This window comes from Amycolatopsis sp. YIM 10, from assembly GCF_009429145.1.
In the GTDB taxonomy this organism is placed as follows: domain Bacteria; phylum Actinomycetota; class Actinomycetes; order Mycobacteriales; family Pseudonocardiaceae; genus Amycolatopsis.
Genome location: NZ_CP045480.1, coordinates 9,046,180 through 9,063,628, shown reverse-complemented (window position 1 = coordinate 9,063,628; position 17,449 = coordinate 9,046,180). Strand labels below are relative to the sequence as shown.

General features: G+C 72.0%; 13 protein-coding genes. 10 read left to right on the top strand and 3 right to left on the bottom strand.

The window, feature by feature from the left end; genetic code table 11:
* Positions 1 to 13 precede the first annotated feature (13 nt).
* The 4 genes from YIM_RS41930 (at position 14) to YIM_RS41915 (ending at position 8,149) form a co-directional block, all read left to right on the top strand.
* Positions 14 to 3,205, top strand: coding sequence for an ATP-dependent DNA helicase (locus tag YIM_RS41930; protein ID WP_153035643.1), 3,192 nt, complete (start codon positions 14 to 16; stop codon positions 3,203 to 3,205).
* On the top strand, positions 3,202 to 6,483 hold the full coding sequence (locus tag YIM_RS41925) for an ATP-dependent DNA helicase (protein WP_153035642.1): 3,282 nt from the start codon (positions 3,202 to 3,204) through the stop codon (positions 6,481 to 6,483). The genes YIM_RS41930 and YIM_RS41925 overlap by 4 nt, the downstream gene beginning before the upstream one ends.
* A 64-nt stretch (positions 6,484 to 6,547) precedes the next feature.
* Positions 6,548 to 7,624: a TrkA family potassium uptake protein gene (locus YIM_RS41920; protein WP_153035641.1), complete on the top strand. Its 1,077-nt coding sequence runs from the start codon at positions 6,548 to 6,550 to the stop codon at positions 7,622 to 7,624.
* A gap of 57 nt (positions 7,625 to 7,681) precedes the next feature.
* A complete protein-coding gene (locus YIM_RS41915; RefSeq protein WP_153035640.1) occupies positions 7,682 to 8,149 on the top strand; it encodes a hypothetical protein in 468 nt (155 codons plus the stop codon).
* 4 nt (positions 8,150 to 8,153) lie between these two features.
* Here YIM_RS41915 and YIM_RS41910 read toward each other — a convergent pair whose 3' ends face one another.
* A complete protein-coding gene (locus YIM_RS41910) occupies positions 8,154 to 8,753 on the bottom strand; it encodes a TetR/AcrR family transcriptional regulator (RefSeq protein WP_153035639.1) in 600 nt (199 codons plus the stop codon).
* A 77-nt stretch (positions 8,754 to 8,830) separates the two neighbouring features.
* On the opposite strand from YIM_RS41910, the gene YIM_RS41905 reads away from it, so the two are divergent.
* Positions 8,831 to 9,664, top strand: a complete 834-nt coding sequence (locus YIM_RS41905; RefSeq protein WP_153035638.1) for an arylamine N-acetyltransferase — start codon at positions 8,831 to 8,833, stop codon at positions 9,662 to 9,664.
* A gap of 6 nt (positions 9,665 to 9,670) precedes the next feature.
* On the opposite strand, the gene YIM_RS41900 is transcribed toward YIM_RS41905, so the two are convergent.
* Positions 9,671 to 10,837 carry a neutral zinc metallopeptidase gene (locus YIM_RS41900; protein WP_153035637.1) on the bottom strand — a complete coding sequence of 389 codons (1,167 nt, stop codon included), beginning with the start codon at positions 10,835 to 10,837 and terminating at the stop codon, positions 9,671 to 9,673.
* A 216-nt stretch (positions 10,838 to 11,053) separates the two neighbouring features.
* Here YIM_RS41900 and YIM_RS49890 point away from each other — a divergent pair, with 216 nt between their 5' ends.
* Genes YIM_RS49890 through YIM_RS41875 form a run of 5 tightly spaced genes read left to right on the top strand, consistent with a single transcriptional unit; the run spans position 11,054 to position 16,410 of the window.
* The gene (locus YIM_RS49890) at positions 11,054 to 12,412 is read left to right on the top strand and encodes a YciC family protein (protein WP_304505970.1); all 1,359 of its coding nucleotides are present in this window, start codon (positions 11,054 to 11,056) and stop codon (positions 12,410 to 12,412) included.
* The gene (locus YIM_RS41890) at positions 12,409 to 13,038 is read left to right on the top strand and encodes a DUF4129 domain-containing protein (RefSeq protein ID WP_153035636.1); all 630 of its coding nucleotides are present in this window, start codon (positions 12,409 to 12,411) and stop codon (positions 13,036 to 13,038) included. The genes YIM_RS49890 and YIM_RS41890 overlap by 4 nt, the downstream gene beginning before the upstream one ends.
* Positions 13,035 to 14,177 carry a DUF4350 domain-containing protein gene (locus YIM_RS41885; RefSeq protein WP_153035635.1) on the top strand — a complete coding sequence of 381 codons (1,143 nt, stop codon included), beginning with the start codon at positions 13,035 to 13,037 and terminating at the stop codon, positions 14,175 to 14,177. The genes YIM_RS41890 and YIM_RS41885 overlap by 4 nt, the downstream gene beginning before the upstream one ends.
* Positions 14,174 to 15,133: a MoxR family ATPase gene (locus YIM_RS41880; RefSeq protein WP_153035634.1), complete on the top strand. Its 960-nt coding sequence runs from the start codon at positions 14,174 to 14,176 to the stop codon at positions 15,131 to 15,133. Before YIM_RS41885 ends, YIM_RS41880 begins: the two co-directional genes overlap by 4 nt.
* Positions 15,133 to 16,410: a DUF58 domain-containing protein gene (locus YIM_RS41875; protein ID WP_153035633.1), complete on the top strand. Its 1,278-nt coding sequence runs from the start codon at positions 15,133 to 15,135 to the stop codon at positions 16,408 to 16,410. Before YIM_RS41880 ends, YIM_RS41875 begins: the two co-directional genes overlap by 1 nt.
* On the opposite strand, the gene YIM_RS41870 is transcribed toward YIM_RS41875, so the two are convergent.
* Entirely contained in the window at positions 16,407 to 17,414 is a 1,008-nt protein-coding gene (locus tag YIM_RS41870) for a stage II sporulation protein M (RefSeq protein ID WP_153035632.1), read from the bottom strand. The two genes, YIM_RS41875 and YIM_RS41870, sit on opposite strands and share 4 nt — an antisense overlap.
* Positions 17,415 to 17,449 lie beyond the last annotated feature (35 nt).

The window sequence follows — 17,449 nt, the reverse complement described above, 5'->3', positions numbered from 1 at the left end:
GACGAAGCACCGGGTGAGCGCGCGACTGGTGCGCCGCCCGAGCGTGCCGTTGCCACCTCGTCACTGGGAGCCCGACGCCCGCCGGGTGCTCGCCGGGCCGATCGGCTTCGCCCGCGTGCTGGGCGGTCCCGGCACCGGAAAGACCACGCTGCTCGCCGAGGCCGTCGCGTGCCGGATTCGCGATCAGGGCGTGGATCCCGAGCGGATCCTGGTGCTGACCACGTCCCGTCGCGCGGCCGAAGCGCTGCGTGCCGACATCACCCGCCTGCTCAACGACGGTGACCCCGGCGCACCGCGCACCATTCGCGAGCCGATCGTGCGCACCGTGCATTCGTACGCCTACGCCGTGCTGCGCCTGCAGTCCCGGCTGCGCGAGGAACCCGCGCCGCGCCTGCTCTCCAGCGCCGAGCAGGACGTGATGGTGCGCGAGCTGCTCGCCGGTGACCTGGAGCTGGGTGCCTGCGACTGGCCGGTGGAGCTGCGCCCGGCGCTGACCGTGCCCGGCTTCGCCGAAGAGCTGCGTGACCTGCTGCAACGCGCGGCCGAACGCGGCCTCGGCCCGGAGGACCTGATCAAGCTCGGTGAGGAGAAAGGCCGCGAGCAGTGGATCGCGGCGGGCACCTTCTGGCGGCAGTACGAGGAGGTCAGCGCGTTGCAGGGCGCCGGGGGCAACGCGCTCGCGCTGCCCGGGGCCACCGCCTACGACGCCGCCGAGCTGGTCATCTCGGCACTGGTCGCGCTGAACGCCGAGCCGGAGCTGATGCTGCGGGAGCAGGCCCGCGTCCGCCACCTGTTCGTCGACGACGCGCAGCACCTCGACCCGCTGCAGTTCCGGCTGCTGCGCCACCTCGGTTCCGGTGCCGAGGACTACGTGCTCACCGGTGACCCGGACCAGTCGATCTTCTCCTTCCGCGGCGCCGATCCCACGCTGCTGGAGCAGGCCGACCGCCGGGGCGACCGGACCATCCGGCTGACCAGGAGTCATCGGCTCGCGCCCGCGATCGCCACCGCGGTCAACCGGCTGATCACCCATCTGCCCGGCCCGAAGCGCCGGCCACTGCGGCCCGCCGACACCGAGGACGAGGGCACGGTCAAGATCCGCCTGCTCTCCACCCCGGCGGCCGAGGGCGCGTGGATGGCCGACCAGCTGCGCCGCGCGCACCTGATGGACGAGGTGCCCTGGTCGGAGATGGCCGTGCTGGTGCGGTCGCCGTCGAGGACCTTCCCGGTGCTGATCCGCGCGCTGCGGGCGGCCGGGGTGCCGATCGCCGTCGCGGCGGAGGAACTGCCGCTGGCCAAGCAGCCCGCGGTCCGGCCGCTGCTGGCCGCGCTGCGTGCCGCCGACGATCCGTCCACTGTGGACGCCGACGTGGCGGAGATGCTACTGGCCTCCCCGCTGGGCGGTGCCGACCCGCTGGCGTTGCGGCGCCTGCGTCGCGGGCTGCGGCGGCTGGAGTTGTCCGCCGGCGGTGAGCGCTCCAGTGACGAGCTGCTGGTGGAAGCGCTGCTGGACAACGATCCGCTGACCATGCTGGCCGAGGCGGAGGCCGGTCCGGTGCGCCGGGTGGCCGGGCTGATCGCCACCGCCCGGGAGTCGATCGCACAGCACCGCAACGTGGAGAACGTGCTGTGGGACCTGTGGCAGGCCAGTGATCTGGAGGCGCGGCTGCTGCGGTTCGCCGATCGCGGCGGTTCGCTCGGCGCGCAGGCCGATCGTGATCTGGACTCGGTGGTGGCCCTGTTCCACGCGGCCGGTCGTTATGTCGACAGGCTGCCGCACTCCACGGTGACCGCGTTCGCCGACTACCTGACCTCGCAGCAGATCGCCGGGGACAGCCTCGCGCCGAAGGCCGCGCGCAAGGAGGGCGTCACGCTGCTCACCGCGCACGGTTCGGCCGGTCGCGAGTGGACGGTGGTGGCCGTGGTCGGCGCACAGGAGGGCAGCTGGCCGGACCTCCGGCTGCGCGGATCCCTGCTGGGGGTGGAGAAGCTCGTCGACCTGCTGTCCGGTGTGGACGGTGAGCAGGTGTCCGCGACGGCCCCGCTGCTGGCCGAGGAACGCCGGCTGTTCTATCTCGCCGCCAGCCGGGCGCGCCGGATGCTGCTGGTCAGTGCGGTACGCGGGGAGGACGAGCAGCCCTCGCGCTTCGTCGACGAACTGGACGAGGCCGCGCCGGACGAGTCGGCCGCCGACCCGCGGTTGAAGACCGGTGGCCGGTCGCTGGTGCTCGCCGAGCTGGTCGGCGAGCTGCGCCGGGTGGTGTGTGACGCCGAGGCCGCCACCGAACGACGACAGCTCGCCGCGCGCCAGCTGGCCAAGCTGGCCGCCGCCGGGGTGCCCGGGTCGCATCCGTCCACCTGGTACGGCGTGCCCCAGCCGTCCACCGAAGTCGCCCTGTTCAGCCCCGGTCAGCTGGTCAGCGTGTCACCGTCCACTGTGGACGTACTGGCGCGCTGCCCGTTGCGCTGGCTGCTGGAGCGGCACGGCGGTGACGATCCCGCGCAGCTGGCGGCGGTCACCGGGACGCTGGTGCACGCGCTCGCGCAGGCCGCCGCCGAGGGCACCGGCGACGCCGAGCTGCGGGCCGCCCTGGACGAAGCGTGGACCAGGGTCGACGCCGGGGCGCCGTGGTTCTCCCGTCGCGAGCGCCGCCGCGTGGAGCAGATGCTGGAGAACTTCATGACCTGGCTGCAGCACAGCCGGGCCGAGCTGACCAGCGCCGGGAACGAGAAGGACGTGCAGGTGGTGCTGCCGCCGGAGCACGGCGACGGCGAGGACGAGCTGCTCGTGCGGTTGCGCGGCCGGGTCGACCGGCTGGAGCTGGACGAGCAGGGCCGTCCGGTGATCGTGGACATCAAAACCGGCAAAACCCCGGTCACCGCGGCGGACGCCGAGCAGCACCCGCAGCTCGCCGCGTACCAGCTGGCCGTGTTGCTGGGCGCGTTCGGCGAGCACGGCACCGAGCCCGGCGGCGCGAAACTGGTCTACGTGGCCAAGGCGAACAAAAAAACCGGTGCCACCGAACGGCAGCAGGCCCCGCTCGACGACGAAACCGGGCCCACCTGGCTGGATCTGGTGCGCCGCGCGGCCGGATCGGCGGCCGGGCCGGGATTCGAGGCCAGGGAGAACGCGGACTGCCCGCGGTGCCCCGCGCGGGCTTCGTGCCCGGTGCGTCCCGAGGGACGGCAGGTGACCGGCCCATGACAGCGGTGGGGAACCGCCTGGTCAGCCCGGCCGATGTGGCCGAGGCGCTGGGCCTGCACCCGCCGACGCCCGAGCAGGCGGCGGTGATCGCGGCCCCCACCGAGCCCTCGCTGGTGGTGGCCGGGGCCGGTGCGGGCAAAACCGAGACCATGGCGGCTCGCGTGGTTTGGCTGGTGGCCAACGGTTTTGTCACCCCGGAGCAGGTGCTCGGCCTGACCTTCACGCGCAAGGCCGCGCGTCAGCTCGGCGAGCGCGTGCGCGCGCGGCTGCGGCGGCTGGCCGGTTCCGGTCTGCTGGAGCGGGTCGACCCGAGCGGGGGCCGCCGGGCCGCGGTGATGGCGGGTGAGCCGACCGTGCTCACCTATCACGCGTACGCCGGTCGCCTGCTGGCCGAGCACGGGCTGCGGCTGCCGGTCCGGCCGGGCGCGCGGCTGCTGTCGGAAACGGCGTCCTGGCAGCTCGCGCACCGCGTGGTCGCGCACTGGGACCCCGACATCGACACCGACAAGGTGCCGCCGACGATCACCGCGCACGTGCTCGGCCTGGCCGGTGAACTGGGCGAGCACCTGGTGTCCACCGAGAAGCTCGCGGAGTACACGAACTGGTTGTGCGAGCTGATCGAGAACGCGCCGAAGACCAAGGGGCAGCGGGACTCACTGCCGGTCAAGCTGCAGGAGATCGTGGCCGCGCAACGGTTCCGCCTCGGGTTGCTGCCGCTGGTCGAGGCATACCACGAGCGCAAGCGGGCCGAGGGCGCGCTGGACTTCGCCGACCAGATGTCGCTGGCGGCCGGGCTGGTCACCGACCACGAGGAGGTGGTGCTCGGTGAGCGCGAGCGCTACCGCGCGGTCCTGCTGGACGAGTACCAGGACACCGGGCACGCGCAACGGGTGCTGCTGCGCGGACTGTTCGGCATGGGGGAGCACCCGTCGATGCCGGTGACCGCGGTCGGTGACCCGGCGCAGGCCATCTACGGCTGGCGCGGGGCGAGCGCGGCGAACCTGCCGCGGTTCACCACCGACTTCCCGCAGGACACCGAAGAAGGGCTGCGCCCCGCCGACGAGTACGGCCTGCTGACCAGCTTCCGCAACCCGCCCGAGGTGCTGGTGCTGGCCAACACGATCGTGGAACCGTTGCGCGCCAAGGGACTCGGCGTCAAGCAGCTGCGGGCGCGGGTCGGCGCGCACCCGGCGGACGTCTCGGTCGCGCTGCTGCCGGACATCCGCGCCGAACGCGAGTGGGTCGCCGATCGACTGGCGGAGCGGTGGTTCACCGCGATCGAAGCGACCGGGGAGCCGCCGACGGCCGCGGTGCTGGTCCGGCGCCGGGCCGACATGGCACCGATCGCGGCCGAACTGCGGGCACGCGGCATGCCGGTGGAAGTGGTCGGTCTCGGTGGCCTGCTGGAGGAACCCGAGGTGGCCGACCTGGTCAGCACGCTGCGGGTGCTGGCCGATCCCTTGGCGGGCACGGCGGCCGCGCGCCTGCTCACCGGGGCGCGGTGGCGGCTGGGCGCGGCGGACGTGAAGGCGTTGTGGAGCCGGGCCGTCGAGCTGTCCGCCGATCCCGCCGGTCCTCAGGCGCCGAAGGAAACCGAAGCGACTCTGGTGCCCGAACGCGCCGAGCACACCGGACTGGTCGACGCGATCGACGATCCCGGTGAGGCGGACCGCTATTCGCGCGAAGGCTACCGCCGCGTCCAGCGGCTCGGCGCCGAACTGGCCACGCTGCGCCGCAGGCTGGACCAGTCGCTGCCCGAGCTGGTGTCCGATGTGGAGCGGACCATGCTGCTCGACGTGGAGGCGCTGGCCCGGCCGCACGCCGCCGGTCGCGCGCACCTGGACGCCTTCGCCGACGTGGTCACCGAATTCGCCGAGACCTCACCGACCGCCACTCTTATGTCCTTTTTGGACTACCTGGCCACCGCCGAGCACGCCGAGGACGGGCTCAGCCCCGGTGAGGTCGAGGTGGTACCGGATCGGGTGCAGGTGCTCACCGTGCACGCGGCGAAAGGCCTGGAATGGCAGTACGTGGCCGTTCCGCACCTGGTCAACGACGTGTTCCCGAGCAAGCGGCGGTCCTCGTCCTGGCTGCGCACGGTCACCGCGCTGCCCGCGAAGTTCCGCGGTGACGAACAGGATCTGCCGAAGCTGCGGCTCTCCGGCGGCGAGAACCGCAAGGAAGTGCTCGAAGAACTCGAACTGCACGAGGCGAACTTCGCCGATCGTGAGGCCGACGAGGAGCGGCGCCTCTGCTACGTCGCGCTGACCCGGTCCGAGCACGGGCTGTTGGTTTCCGGGCACTGGTGGAACGAAAGCAGCGCGAAGCCGAAGGGGCCGTCGACCTTTCTCACCGAGGTGCGCGAGGTGGTGCTCGAGTACGGCGCCGACGACATCGGCGTGATCGAGCAGTGGGCCGACCCGCCGGACAACGAGGACGAGAACCCGCTCACCACGTCGACGCGCACCGCGGTGTGGCCGGTGGATCCGTTGGGCGGCAGGCGATCCGCGGTCGGCACCGGTGTTGAATTGGTGCTGGACGAGCTGGCCGTGCTCAGCCGTCGCGACCCCGAGGAACCGGACCCGGACGAGGGGCACGACGACCCGGACGGCTGGATCGCCGACACCGCGGTACTGCTGGCCGAGCGCGCTAAGGCAGCCAGCCGGACCGAGGACATCGTGCTGCCCGAACACCTTTCGGTGAGCCAGCTGGTCGAACTGGCCGCCGATCCGGAGTCGCTGGCGGGTAAGCTCCGCCGCCCGCTTCCCGCGCCACCGAACAGCTTCGCCAGGCGTGGCACGGCTTTCCACGCCTGGCTGGAGCAGCGGTACAGCGGTGACCGGCTGCTCGACTTCGAGGACCTGCCCGGCGCGGCCGACGACGAGGCGGTCGGCGACGGCGAGCTGGAACTGCTGCAACGCGCCTTCGAGCAGAGCGAATGGGCCAACCGCACCCCGCACGACGTGGAGGTCCCCTTCTCCGCCGAGGTCGACGGGATCAACCTGCGTGGCCGGATGGACGCGGTGTTCGCCGACGACGACGGCGGCTGGACGGTGCTCGACTGGAAGACCGGCGGGGTGCCGGGGCCGGACCGGATGCCCGCGCTGTCGGTGCAGCTGGCCGCCTACCGGCTGGCCTGGTCGGTGCTGGCCGGGGTGCCGCTGGAGAAGGTGCGCGCGGCGTTCCACTACGTCCGCGACGGGCGCACGGTCAACCCCGTCGACCTGCTGGACTTCGACGGCCTGCGTGAGCTGCTGCGGTCCGTACCGGAGGAATGAACGTGTCCCCGGTCACCGTCGGCTACGCTCGCCGCGTGATCCACGCACGCCTCGGGGAGCAGGCATGATCAAGCGCTTCCAACTGGGAGATCGGCTGCACGACCAGCCAGACCACGAACTGGTCGGCGTGATCAAGATGCCGGAGACCACGGTCAGCCCGCTGCGCGCCATCGTCAAGCGGGTGATCGGGGCGAGCCTGGCCCTGCTGGCCACCGTGCTGATCGTGTACCTCGACCGGGACGGCTACCGCGACGCCAACGGTGACGGGCTGACCTTCCTGGACAGCGTGTACTACGCCACCGTCTCGCTGTCCACCACGGGTTACGGTGACATCGCGCCGGCCACGCCGTCGGCCAGGTTCGTCAACGTCGTCATCATCACCCCGCTGCGGGTGCTGTTCCTGATCGTGCTGGTCGGCACGACGCTCGAGGTGCTCACCGAACGGTCGCGCCAGGCGTTCAAGATCCAGAAGTGGAGGCACAAGGTGCGAGACCACGTGGTGGTCGTCGGGTTCGGGACCAAGGGCCGGGCCGTGGTGAAGACCCTGCTCGGCGACGAGAACATCGAGCCGAGCCAGATCGTCGTGGTGGACACCGACCAGGCCGCGCTCGACGCCGCCGGGGTGCTCGGCCTGGTCACCGTGCACGGCTCGGCCACCCGGTCGGACGTGCTGCGGGTGGCCGGGGTGCAGCGCGCGCGGGCGGTCGTGGTCGCCTCGAACCGCGACGACTCGGCCGTGCTGGTCACGCTGACCGCGCGGGAGCTGGCGCCCAAGGCGCACATCGTCGCTTCGGTGCGTGAGGCGGAGAACGTGCACCTGCTCAAGCAGTCCGGCGCGAACCAGGTGGTCATCTCCAGCGAGACGGCCGGTCGGCTGCTCGGCATGGCCACCTCGACGCCGCTGGTGGTGGACATGGTGGAGGACCTGCTCACCCCGGAGTCCGGGCTGGCCATCGCCGAACGCCCGGTCGAACCCGCCGAGGAGGGCGGCTCGCCGCGGCACCTGCCGGACATCGTGCTGGGCCTGGTGCGCGACGGGCAGTTGTTCCGCGTGGACGCGCCCGAAGCCGACGCGATCGAGCCGGGGGACAGGCTGCTCTACGTCAAGAAGGTCACCCCGGCGGAGCAGTCCACCCGATGATCTTGGGCCACCTGGGCTAGGTGGGTTTTGTTATGGCGATCTGGAACCATTGCCGTTGTGATCGGACGGTCGGGGACCTCGGCGAAGCGTGCATCCGCGCGCTGGCGTGAGGTCGCCGTCGCGGCGGTCACCGGGGTGCTGGTGGTGCTGGCCGTCGCGTTGACGCCCGGAGTGCTCGGGGGCAGTGGCGGGGGCGGCGAAACCGTGGTCCAGGCGACGGTGACCAATCCACTGCCGTGCACCAACACCGGCGCGCGCGAAGGCGTCCGCGTGGAGGTCGACGGCCAGCGACGGGACGCCACCTTGAGTGCGTGCGGGCACAACGAGGGCGAGCAGTTCGCCGTGGCCCTGCCCGCGGACGTCGGCTCAGGGCCGCTGGAGGTCCGGATCGCCCCGTCGACGCCGGTGGACAACGCTTTGCTGCGGCCGATCGCGCTCGGCCTGCTCGCGTTGAGCTGCCTGGCGGGTGGTTTGTACGCGTGGGTCCTCCTGCGTGGCCCGCGCCGCCGCCCGGTTCTCATCTGATCTTTCAGCAGTACTCCGTGGCGAGGTCGATGGCGCGCCGCATCGCGAGGTCGAGCGGGCGGCCGAGGCGCACGGCGGTCTGCCCGGCCGCGAAGACGGCCCCGGTGACCGCCCCGACCAGCGCGGCGGCGTCGAGTTCGTCCAGTTCGTCGGGGTAGGCCCGCCGCAGAGCCGTGGCCAGTTCCTCCTGGGCGTCGAAGGCCCGTTGCAGCATGGTCGCTCGCAGCGCGGGCACCGAGGTCACCAGGTGTATGCGGATCTTCTCCAGCTCGCCCGCCGGGTCGCGGACTCCCGTACCCGCCTCGGCCAGCATCCGGTGCATCGCGCGCCGCAGGCCGCCGAGCGCCTTCTCGCCGGTGCGGGGTGCCTTGAGCACGTCCAGCCCGGTTTCCAGGAGGCGCCAGCCGTCATCGGCGAAGAGGAGGTCCTCCTTCGTCGGGAAGTGGTTGAAGAACGTCGCGGTGGACACCTCGGCGGCCGCGGCGATCTCGGCGGTGGTCGTCTGGTCGTACCCCTTCTGCTCGAAGAGCCGGTACGCCGTCTCCATCAGCGCCCGCCGGGTGCGTTGCTTCTTCCGTTCCCGCAGGCCTGCCGGTTCACCCATGCGCCCATCGTACTGGATCCGCTCCAAATTTAGAGCTACTCTACTTTTAGAGTCACTCTAGAAACGGAGCAGAGCTGATGATCGACGCTTTCCTGGACCGGCTGGACTACCGAGGCCCGCTGCGGCCCGACGCGGTCACCCTGTGGGAGTTGCACCGAGCGTGGCGGCTGCGGGTTCCGTACGAGAACGTCGATGTCCAGCTCGGCAGGCCGATCCCGCTGACGCCGGACGCACTGGTGGACAAGTTCGCGCATCGCCGGCGCGGGGGTCTCTGCTACGAGATGAACGGCGCGCTCGGCCTGCTGCTGGAAGCGGCCGGGTTCACCGTGACGGTCGTCGAGGCGGCGGTGCTGCGCGTCGCCCGCGGTGATCGGCAATGGGGCAACCACATCGCCCTGCTGGTGGACGCCGACGGGGAGCGCTGGCTGGCCGACACCGGGATCGGTGACGCGTTCCTGGAACCGTTGCCGTTGCGTGAGGGCGAGCACCGGCAGGGACGGCTGACCTACCGGCTGGAACGCCTGGACGCCGGGACGTGGCGGATGCACCACGATCCGCAGGGCACGGTCGCCTCGTACGACTTCCGCACCGAGCCGCGTGAGCTTGCCGAGTTCGCCGATCGGGCACGGGACAAGTCGCCGGACTCCCCGTTCGTCCGGGTTTTTGTGGCCCAGCACCACCGGGACCACCACGAACTGGCCCTGCGCGCGCGCACCGTCACCCGCACCGGGCCGGACGGCAGCGACCGGCGCACCCTGTCCACTCTCGACGAGTTCGCCGACGCGCTGACCGAGTTCCGGATTCCGCTGGACGACATCACGCCGGGCGATCTCGCCGGACTGTGGGCGAAAACCGGCTCCCAGCCCGAGGCGTGGCTGGCCATCCAGGAAAGCGCCCGCCTCGCCCGGTGAGCCGGATCAGGAGACGTCGGAGCTGCTCGCGGAGAACGTGTTGCAGTCGACGATCCGGTTGTCCTTGGCGCCGGCCCGCCACCACGAGGCGTAGTGCGCGTTGGTGCCGTGGTCCCGGCTGCCCGAGGTGTTGTCGCCCCGGGTCTCCTGGTCGTCCCAGGCCTTGTCGTACATGTCCCTGGTGATCGTGCCGCCGCGGTCCACGTGCGCCCCGAGGAACATGCCCGAGAAGCACTGCGCCTGCAACTCCTTGCGCCGCGCCATTTCCAGGCCCTTGTCCGAGTTCTGCCCGGCCGCGTAGATCTCCTCCCACGCGGCGTCCATCAGCCCGGCGACCTCCTGCACGTGGTGGCCGTACTCGTGGGCGAACAGGGCCAGGTACACCCCGGGGTTGTTGCCGTACTGGTCGGTCTGCAGCCCGCGGAACGGCACGTACAGGTTGTTCTCGCAGTAGTACGCCGCGGTGGCGATGCCGACCTGGATGTTCCCGCATTCGGTCTGGAAGCTCGAACCGGTCGGGAAGTGCAGGCTCGGCGGCGTGAACGGCAGGTTGTAGTGCTCCAGGAACGGCCCCCACGCCGCGTCGAGGCACTGGCTCGCCGCGGTGAAGAACGCTTCCGCCGCGGCCTGGTTGCTCTGCCAGGCGGGCAGGTTGCACACGCGGTTCTTCAGCCCGGCCGCCGGATCCTGCAGGATCGGGTGGTCGGCGAGCTTGTACACCTTCTGCGGGCCGGAGCTGGACGGGCCCTCCGAGGACTGCCTGCTGCTCGGCGCCGGCTTGCTCGACGACGCGGTGCTCGACGAGCCACCGGTCCGCTCGCTCGGGGTGTTGCTCAGCGTGGCCGGGGGAATGCTGCCCCCGTCGGCCACCGGGTCCTTGCTGGAGCTGACCGCGACGACCACCACGACCAGGCCGACCACCAGCAGCGCGGCCGCGCCGAGGCAGATCGCGATGATCGGGCCGTTCGACTTCTTCGGCGGACCGCCGTACGGCGGCTGCTGACCCCACTGCGGCGGATATCCCGGCGGGCCGGGCGCCGGACGAGGTGGCGGGAGCGGGCCGGTCGGGGGCTGCTGGCCCCCGTAGGGCTGCGGGCCGGTCGGGGGCTGCTGCCCGCCGAAAGGCTGCTGCGAGCCGTGCGGCGGCCAGGGGCCCTGCGGCGGTTGCGTCATGAAAATGGTCCCCGGCTGTTCGTCCCGGCACGGCGGCCTCGGCGGTCACGGCTCCCGAAAGCATATCCACTCAGTCGCGTCGCCGGGGCTCATACGGGGGAATCCACCACGCACCGGTGGTTCGGGGCACCCGGTTCCGCCGAGTCGCGTTGGCCTGCGCCTACCTGCTCTGAAAGAGTGTGGACCTCACCGTGAACGACGTTTTGGCAGGAGCCGATGAGCGACACGAATGGGTGGGCCACCCCGGGCGGACCGCCTCCGCAGCAGCAGCCGTACGGCTGGCCGCAGGCGCCGCAACCGAATCCGCGCTGGAACCCGGACGGCTACGGCAGGCCGGGGGTCATCCCGCTGCGGCCGCTGAACGTGGGCGAGATCCTCGACGGCGCGTTCAACACCGTGCGGCGCAACCCGGCGGTGATGCTCGGGGTCTCGCTGGTGGTGGTGCTCATCACCCAGTTCGTCGGTTACGTGGTCAGCCTGCCGCTGCTGGACGACCTCAACCGCGCGACCCAGGCCACCAACCGGGTGCTCACCGAGCAGCAGGCCCTGGACATGGCCGTGGACCTGCTCGGCTCCAGCGCGCAGGTGGCGGTGATCACCGGGCTGGTCACCGCGCTCGGTTCGAGCTTTCTCGACGGTTTCCTCACCGTGGTCGTCGGCAAGGCCATTCTCGGCCGCAAGCCGACCTTCGGCGAGGCGCTGAAGGAGGCCACCCCGCGACTGCTGCCGCTGCTCGCGATGACCCTGCTCTACACCCTGATGATCTTCGTCGGGCTGCTGCTGTGCATCGTGCCCGGTGTGTATCTCGCGGTGGTGTTCGGCCTGGCCACCCCGGCGCTGGTGCTGGAGAAGGCGGGCGTCGGCACCGCGTTCAAGCGGTCGAGCCTGCTGGTGAAGAACGCCTTCTGGCGGGTGCTCGGTGTGCTGCTGCTGGCGATCGTCATTTCCTGGGTGATCAACCAGGTGGTCTCGCTGCCGTTCTCGCTGGCCGGTGACTTCTCCGGGTTCACCACGATGTTCTCCGGCGAGGTGCCCGAGTACACCGCGTGGGGGCTGGCGCTGGCCACCCTCGGCACGGTGATCGCGGCGACCTTCACCGCGCCGTTCTCCGCCGGGGTCCGCGCGCTGGTGTACATCGACCAGCGGATGCGCAAGGAGGGCATGGACCTGCAGCTGGCCCGCGCCGCCGCGGCGCCGGCCGCGCCGCCTGCCGGTTCCACCGACCCGACGCCGCCGTCCGGCATCCCGATGGGCCAGGCCACCGGCATGCCGACCGGCCCCACCGGCTTTGCCGAGCCAGGCGCACCGACCGGACCCACCGCGCCCGGCGGGACAGGCGTGCCGACCGGGTCTGGTGGCGCTGCTGGGGCTGCCGCGCCGGGCGAGGCCGCGAAGCCGGCTGAGGGCACCGAGTCCGGCGAGGCCGCGAAGGGCGATGAGGCGCCCGAGGCCACCGGGGCGATTGAGGCTGCGGAGCGTGCGAAGGCCGAAGGCGCGACCGAAGCGGCGAAGCCTGCGGAAGCATCCGAGGAGGAGAAGCCCAAGCAGGACCCAGAGCCGCCGCGACCGTCATGATTTCGGTCGACATTCCGGTCGACATCGGCCGCGACGAGGCCGCGGATGCCGCTCGCCGCGAACTCTCCGACCCGGCCTATCAGGCGGCTGAGCCGTCCTGGTTGGCCGAGGCGATCGAGTGGTTGCTCGGGCGGCTCGACGCGCTGTTCACCGCCGCGGCCGGGCTGACCAGTGCTTCCCCGGTCGCCTGGCTATTGCTCGCGCTGCTGGTGGTCATCGTGGTCCTGGTCGTCCGCCGGCGCCTCGGCCCGACCCGGCGCCAAGCAAAGGCCTCGCACGAAGTCTTCAGCGGGGAAAAGCTGACCGCCGCCGGGTACCGCCGGACCGCCGAGGCCGCGCTGGCCGAGGGACGACTCGCCGACGCCGTGCGTGACCGGTTCCGCGCAATCGTTTGCGGCCTGGAGGAACGCGGCGTGCTGGACGTGCGCTCCGGCCGCACCGCCGATGAGGCCGCGAACGAGGCAGGCAAGCGCTTGCCCGCGCTCGCCGAGGAACTCCGCCAGGGCGCGGTCCAGTTCGACGACGTGTTCTACGGCGGTCGCGCGGCCACCGAGGACGGCTACCGGCGGCTGGTCGCGCTCGACGAGACCGCCGCCGCGACCCGGCCACTGGCGGCCGCCCGGTGACGTCGACCTCGCCCGACGCCGCGAAGATCTGGCGTGCCGCGAAGAAGCCGCTGATCATTCTGGCGATCCTGCTCGCCGGGGTGCTCGTGCTGGTCATCGTGCGCGGTGACCAGGGGGCGCGCGAGGAACTGCACCCGGATTCCTACGCCCCCGACGGCGGCCGCGCGCTCGCCCAGGTGCTCCGCCAGCAGGGCGTCCGCGTCGATCAGGTGGACACCTTCACCGAAGCCGAGGCCGAATCCGCGGAAGGCGCCACGCTGCTGATCACCAAACCGGACCTGCTGCCGCCGGAGCGCCTGCTCGAACTGCGAGACCGGACCGAGCGCCTGGTGCTCGCCGGCGCGCAGGGGCCCGGAGTGGGTGCGCTGCTGCCCGGCACCGAGGTCGCCGGAGTCAGCGAAGTCCAGGACCGGCAGCCGGAGTGCCCGCTGTCGGCGGCGGTGGCCGCGGCCGAGGCGACTTCGGGCGGCGTGCGCTACCAGCCGGGTGACGGGGTGCTCTCGTGTTATCCCGACGACGGCGCGGGCACGCTGGTCCAGCGCTTCGGCGGCCCGGACACCACGGTGACCCTGCTCGGCACCCCCGCGCCGCTGACCAACGCCCGGCTGGACGAGGCGGGCAACGCGGCGCTGGGCATGCGGTTGCTCGGCGCGGGTGACCGCCTGGTCTGGTACGTGCCCTCCGCCACCGACACGGCCCTGCGCGGGGACGAGAAGAGCTTCGCCGAGCTGGTGCCGGACGGGCTGAAGTTCGGGCTGGTGCAGCTGTTCGTCGCCGCCGTCGTGCTGGCGTTGTGGCGGGCGCGGAGGCTGGGTCGCGTCGTGCACGAACGGCTGCCGGTGGTGGTCCGCGCGGCCGAGACGGTGGAGGGCCGCGCGCGGCTCTACCGTCGCTCCGGGGCCACCGTGCACGTGGCCGGAACCCTGCGCCAGGCCGCCCGAGCCCGGCTCGCGCCCCGGCTGGGGCTCGCGCCCGACGCCGAGCCGCCGGCCCTGATCAGCGCGCTCGCCGCCCGCACCGGACGTCCCGGTGCCCAACTGCACGCCCTGCTCTACGGTCCGCCACCGGACGCCGATCCGGCGCTGGTCCGGCTCGCCGATGAACTTGACCGACTCGAGAAAGAGGTCGACGACCGATGACGTCCGCTGCTGACGCCCGCGAGGCACTGATCGCGCTCCGTGCGGAGGTCGCCAAGGCCGTGGTGGGCAACGACGGCGCGGTGAGCGGCCTGATCGTGGCCATGCTGTGCCGTGGTCACGTGCTGCTCGAAGGCGTGCCGGGGGTGGCGAAGACGCTGCTCGTGCGTGCCTTCGCCACCGCGCTCGATCTGGAGACCACCCGCGTGCAGTTCACCCCGGACCTGATGCCGGGTGACGTCACCGGCTCGCTGGTCTACGACGCGCGCACGGCCGACTTCTCCTTCCGCGAGGGCCCGGTGTTCACCAACCTGCTGCTCGCCGACGAGATCAACCGCACGCCGCCGAAAACCCAGTCGTCGCTGCTGGAAGCGATGGAGGAGCGGCAGGTTTCGGTGGATGGCAAGCCGCGTGCGCTGCCCGACCCGTTCAGCGTGATCGCCACGCAGAACCCGGTGGAGTACGAGGGCACCTACCCGTTGCCGGAAGCGCAGCTCGACCGGTTCCTGGTGAAGCTGACCATGCCCGAGCCCTCGCGCGAGGACGAGTACGGCATCCTGCTGCGGCACGCGGAGGGCTTCGACCCGCGCGACCTGACCGCCGCCGGGGTGAAGCCGGTCGCCGGGCGGGCGCAGTTGGAAGCCGGACGGGCCGCGGTCGCCGAGGTGAAGCTGCGGCCCGAGGTGATCGCCTACATCGTGGATTTGTGCCGTGCGACAAGGAATTCGCCGTCGGTACGACTCGGTGTCTCGCCGCGTGGTGCGACCGCGTTGCTGGCGGCGTCGCGGGCGTGGGCGTGGCTCGCCGGTCGTGACTACGTGACGCCGGACGACGTGAAGGCGCTGGCCAGGCCCGCGCTGCGGCACCGGCTCGGGCTGCGCCCGGAAGCCGAGCTGGAGGGCGCGACCGCGGACGGGGTCCTGGAGCGGGTGCTCGCTTCGGTGCCCGTGCCGCGCTGATGGCGATCACCGGGCGCGCCGGGCTGCTGGCGCTGGCGGGAGTGGTGGTGGCGGCCGTGTGGCCGTCCGGGCTCACCCTGCTCGTGCTGGCTTCGGTGCTGCTGCTGGCGATCGCGGTCGACCTGGTTTTCGCGGCGAGCGTCCGCGCACTGACTTTTTCCCGTTCTGGTGCGGATTCGGTGCGGTTGGGCGAAAGCGCCGAAGTGACGTTGACGGTGGAGAACCCGGGGACGCGCACGTTGCGCGGACGTCTTCGCGACGCGTGGCAGCCGAGCGCGGGCATCGCGGAGGATCGGCATTCCGTGGTGATTCCCGGCGGGGAGAGCCGTCGTGTGGTGGCTCGCCTGACGCCGACGCGGCGTGGTGACCGGCTCGCCGTCGCGGTCACCGTGCGGTCGTTCGGTCCGCTGGGAGTGGCCGCGCGGCAGGGTTCGCACGATGTGCCGTGGACCTTGCGCGCGTTGCCGCCGTTCCACAGCCGTCGGCACCTGGCGTCCCGGCTTTCGCGGTTGCGGCAGCTGGACGGACGGCAGGCGGTGCTGATTCGCGGGCAGGGCACGGAATTCGACTCGCTGCGCGAGTACGTCATCGGCGACGACGTGCGGTCGATCGACTGGCGCGCCTCGGCTCGGGCCGCCGACGTGATGGTCCGGACCTGGCGGCCGGAGCGCGATCGGCACGTGGTCCTGGTGCTCGACACCGGTCGCGTGGCGGCGGGCCGGGTCGGTGACGTGCCCAGGCTGGACGCCTCGATGGACGCGGCGCTTCTGCTGGCCGCGCTGGCCACGCGCGCCGGGGACCGGGTGCAGCTGATCGCTTACGACCGCGCGCTGCGGGCTTCTGCGCAAGGGGCGGGGCCGTCGCTGGTGAACGCGATGGCACCGCTGGAAGCGGAACTGGTCGAGCCGGACGTGCGCGGAATGGTGACCGAAGTGCTGCGGCGGGCGGGGCAGCGTTCGCTGGTGGTCCTGTTCACCGGCTTGGACGCCGCTCCGGTGCAGGAGGGTTTGCTGCCGGTGCTCACTTCGCTGACCGCGCGGCACCAGGTCGTCCTGGCGGCGGTCGCGGACCCGCGCGTCTCGGAAATGGCGCGGGCGCGGGGTGACGCGGAAGCCGTCTACGACGCCGCGGCCGCGGAACGCACGCTCGCGGAACGCCGTCAGGTGACCAGCCTGCTGAGCCGGCACGGCGTCGAAGTGGTGGACGCGGTCCCCGACGAACTGCCCCCGGCACTGGCCGACCGCTACCTCGCGCTGAAGGCCGCCGGGCGCCTTTAGGCCGAACTTGGAGCGGCGTCGGCGGTGAAGCGGGCGTCGAGGTCGCCGGTTTCGCCTGCCAGCGCGGCTCGCCTGCCCAGTACGAACACGTAGGCGAAGAACACCAGCTCCGCGACCACGCCGATGCCGACGCGGGCCCAGGTCGGCAGGCCGGACGGGGTGACGAAGGCCTCGATCACGCCGGTCACCAGGAGGACGCACGCCAGGCCCAGCGCCATCAGCACCACGGTCCGGCCCTCCGCGGCGAGTGCCGCCGCGCGTGTGCGGCGCCCGGGATCGATCACCGTCCAGCCGAGTTTCAGTCCCGTTCCGGCGGCGACAAAAACCGCGGTCAGCTCCAGCAGGCCGTGCGGGGTGATCAGGCCGAGAAAGATGTCCAGCCGCCCGGCGGCGGCCATCAGCCCGCCCGACAGGCCGACGTTGAGCACGTTGCTCGCCAGGATGTAGAGCACCGGCAGGCCGAACAACACGCCGAGCAGCAGGCAGCCGGCCGCCACCCAGGCGTTGTTCGTCCACACCCGCGCGGCGAACGACGCCGCCGGATCGCTGGAGTAGTAGGACTCGAAGTCACCACCGGGCGCGGTCAGCTGCCGGATCTCCTCCGGCGCCGCGACCGCGGCCTGCACGTCGGGGTTCAGCGCGATCCACGCCGAAACCGCGGCCGAGGCCAGCAGCGAAACCACCATCACCGGCACCCACCAGTGCCAGCTCCGGTACACCGCGGCCGGGAAGCGTCGCGAGAAGAACAGGCCGAACTCGCGCCAGGCCGGGCTGTGCGTGCCGGTCACCGCCGACCGCGCGCGGATCACCACCGCGGACAGGTGCTCGACGAGCACGGGATCGGGGGCTTTCGCGCGCAACGTGGACAGGTGCGTGGCCGCGCGCTGGTAGAGCAGCACCAGTTCGTCGGCCTCGGCGCCGGTCAGCCTGCGGCTGCGCTTGGTCAGGTGCTCGAGCCGATCCCACGCGGGCCGGTGCGTTGCGACAAAGACGTCGACGTCCATCCCGGTCCGTTCCCCTCGATTCCAGTCCGCCCGAC

Excerpts from the sequence above, each read along its gene's own strand:
- YIM_RS41905 (WP_153035638.1), top strand. The coding sequence starts at position 8,831 with ATGATCGACGCTTTCCTGGACCGGCTGGACTACCGAGGCCCGCTGCGG.
- YIM_RS41910 (WP_153035639.1), bottom strand. The coding sequence starts at position 8,753 with ATGGGTGAACCGGCAGGCCTGCGGGAACGGAAGAAGCAACGCACCCGG.
- YIM_RS41920 (WP_153035641.1), top strand. The coding sequence starts at position 6,548 with ATGATCAAGCGCTTCCAACTGGGAGATCGGCTGCACGACCAGCCAGAC.
- YIM_RS41875 (WP_153035633.1), top strand. The coding sequence starts at position 15,133 with ATGGCGATCACCGGGCGCGCCGGGCTGCTGGCGCTGGCGGGAGTGGTG.
- YIM_RS41900 (WP_153035637.1), bottom strand. The coding sequence starts at position 10,837 with ATGACGCAACCGCCGCAGGGCCCCTGGCCGCCGCACGGCTCGCAGCAG.
- YIM_RS49890 (WP_304505970.1), top strand. The coding sequence starts at position 11,054 with ATGAGCGACACGAATGGGTGGGCCACCCCGGGCGGACCGCCTCCGCAG.
- YIM_RS41890 (WP_153035636.1), top strand. The coding sequence starts at position 12,409 with ATGATTTCGGTCGACATTCCGGTCGACATCGGCCGCGACGAGGCCGCG.
- YIM_RS41880 (WP_153035634.1), top strand. The coding sequence starts at position 14,174 with ATGACGTCCGCTGCTGACGCCCGCGAGGCACTGATCGCGCTCCGTGCG.
- YIM_RS41870 (WP_153035632.1), bottom strand. The coding sequence starts at position 17,414 with ATGGACGTCGACGTCTTTGTCGCAACGCACCGGCCCGCGTGGGATCGG.
- YIM_RS41925 (WP_153035642.1), top strand. The coding sequence starts at position 3,202 with ATGACAGCGGTGGGGAACCGCCTGGTCAGCCCGGCCGATGTGGCCGAG.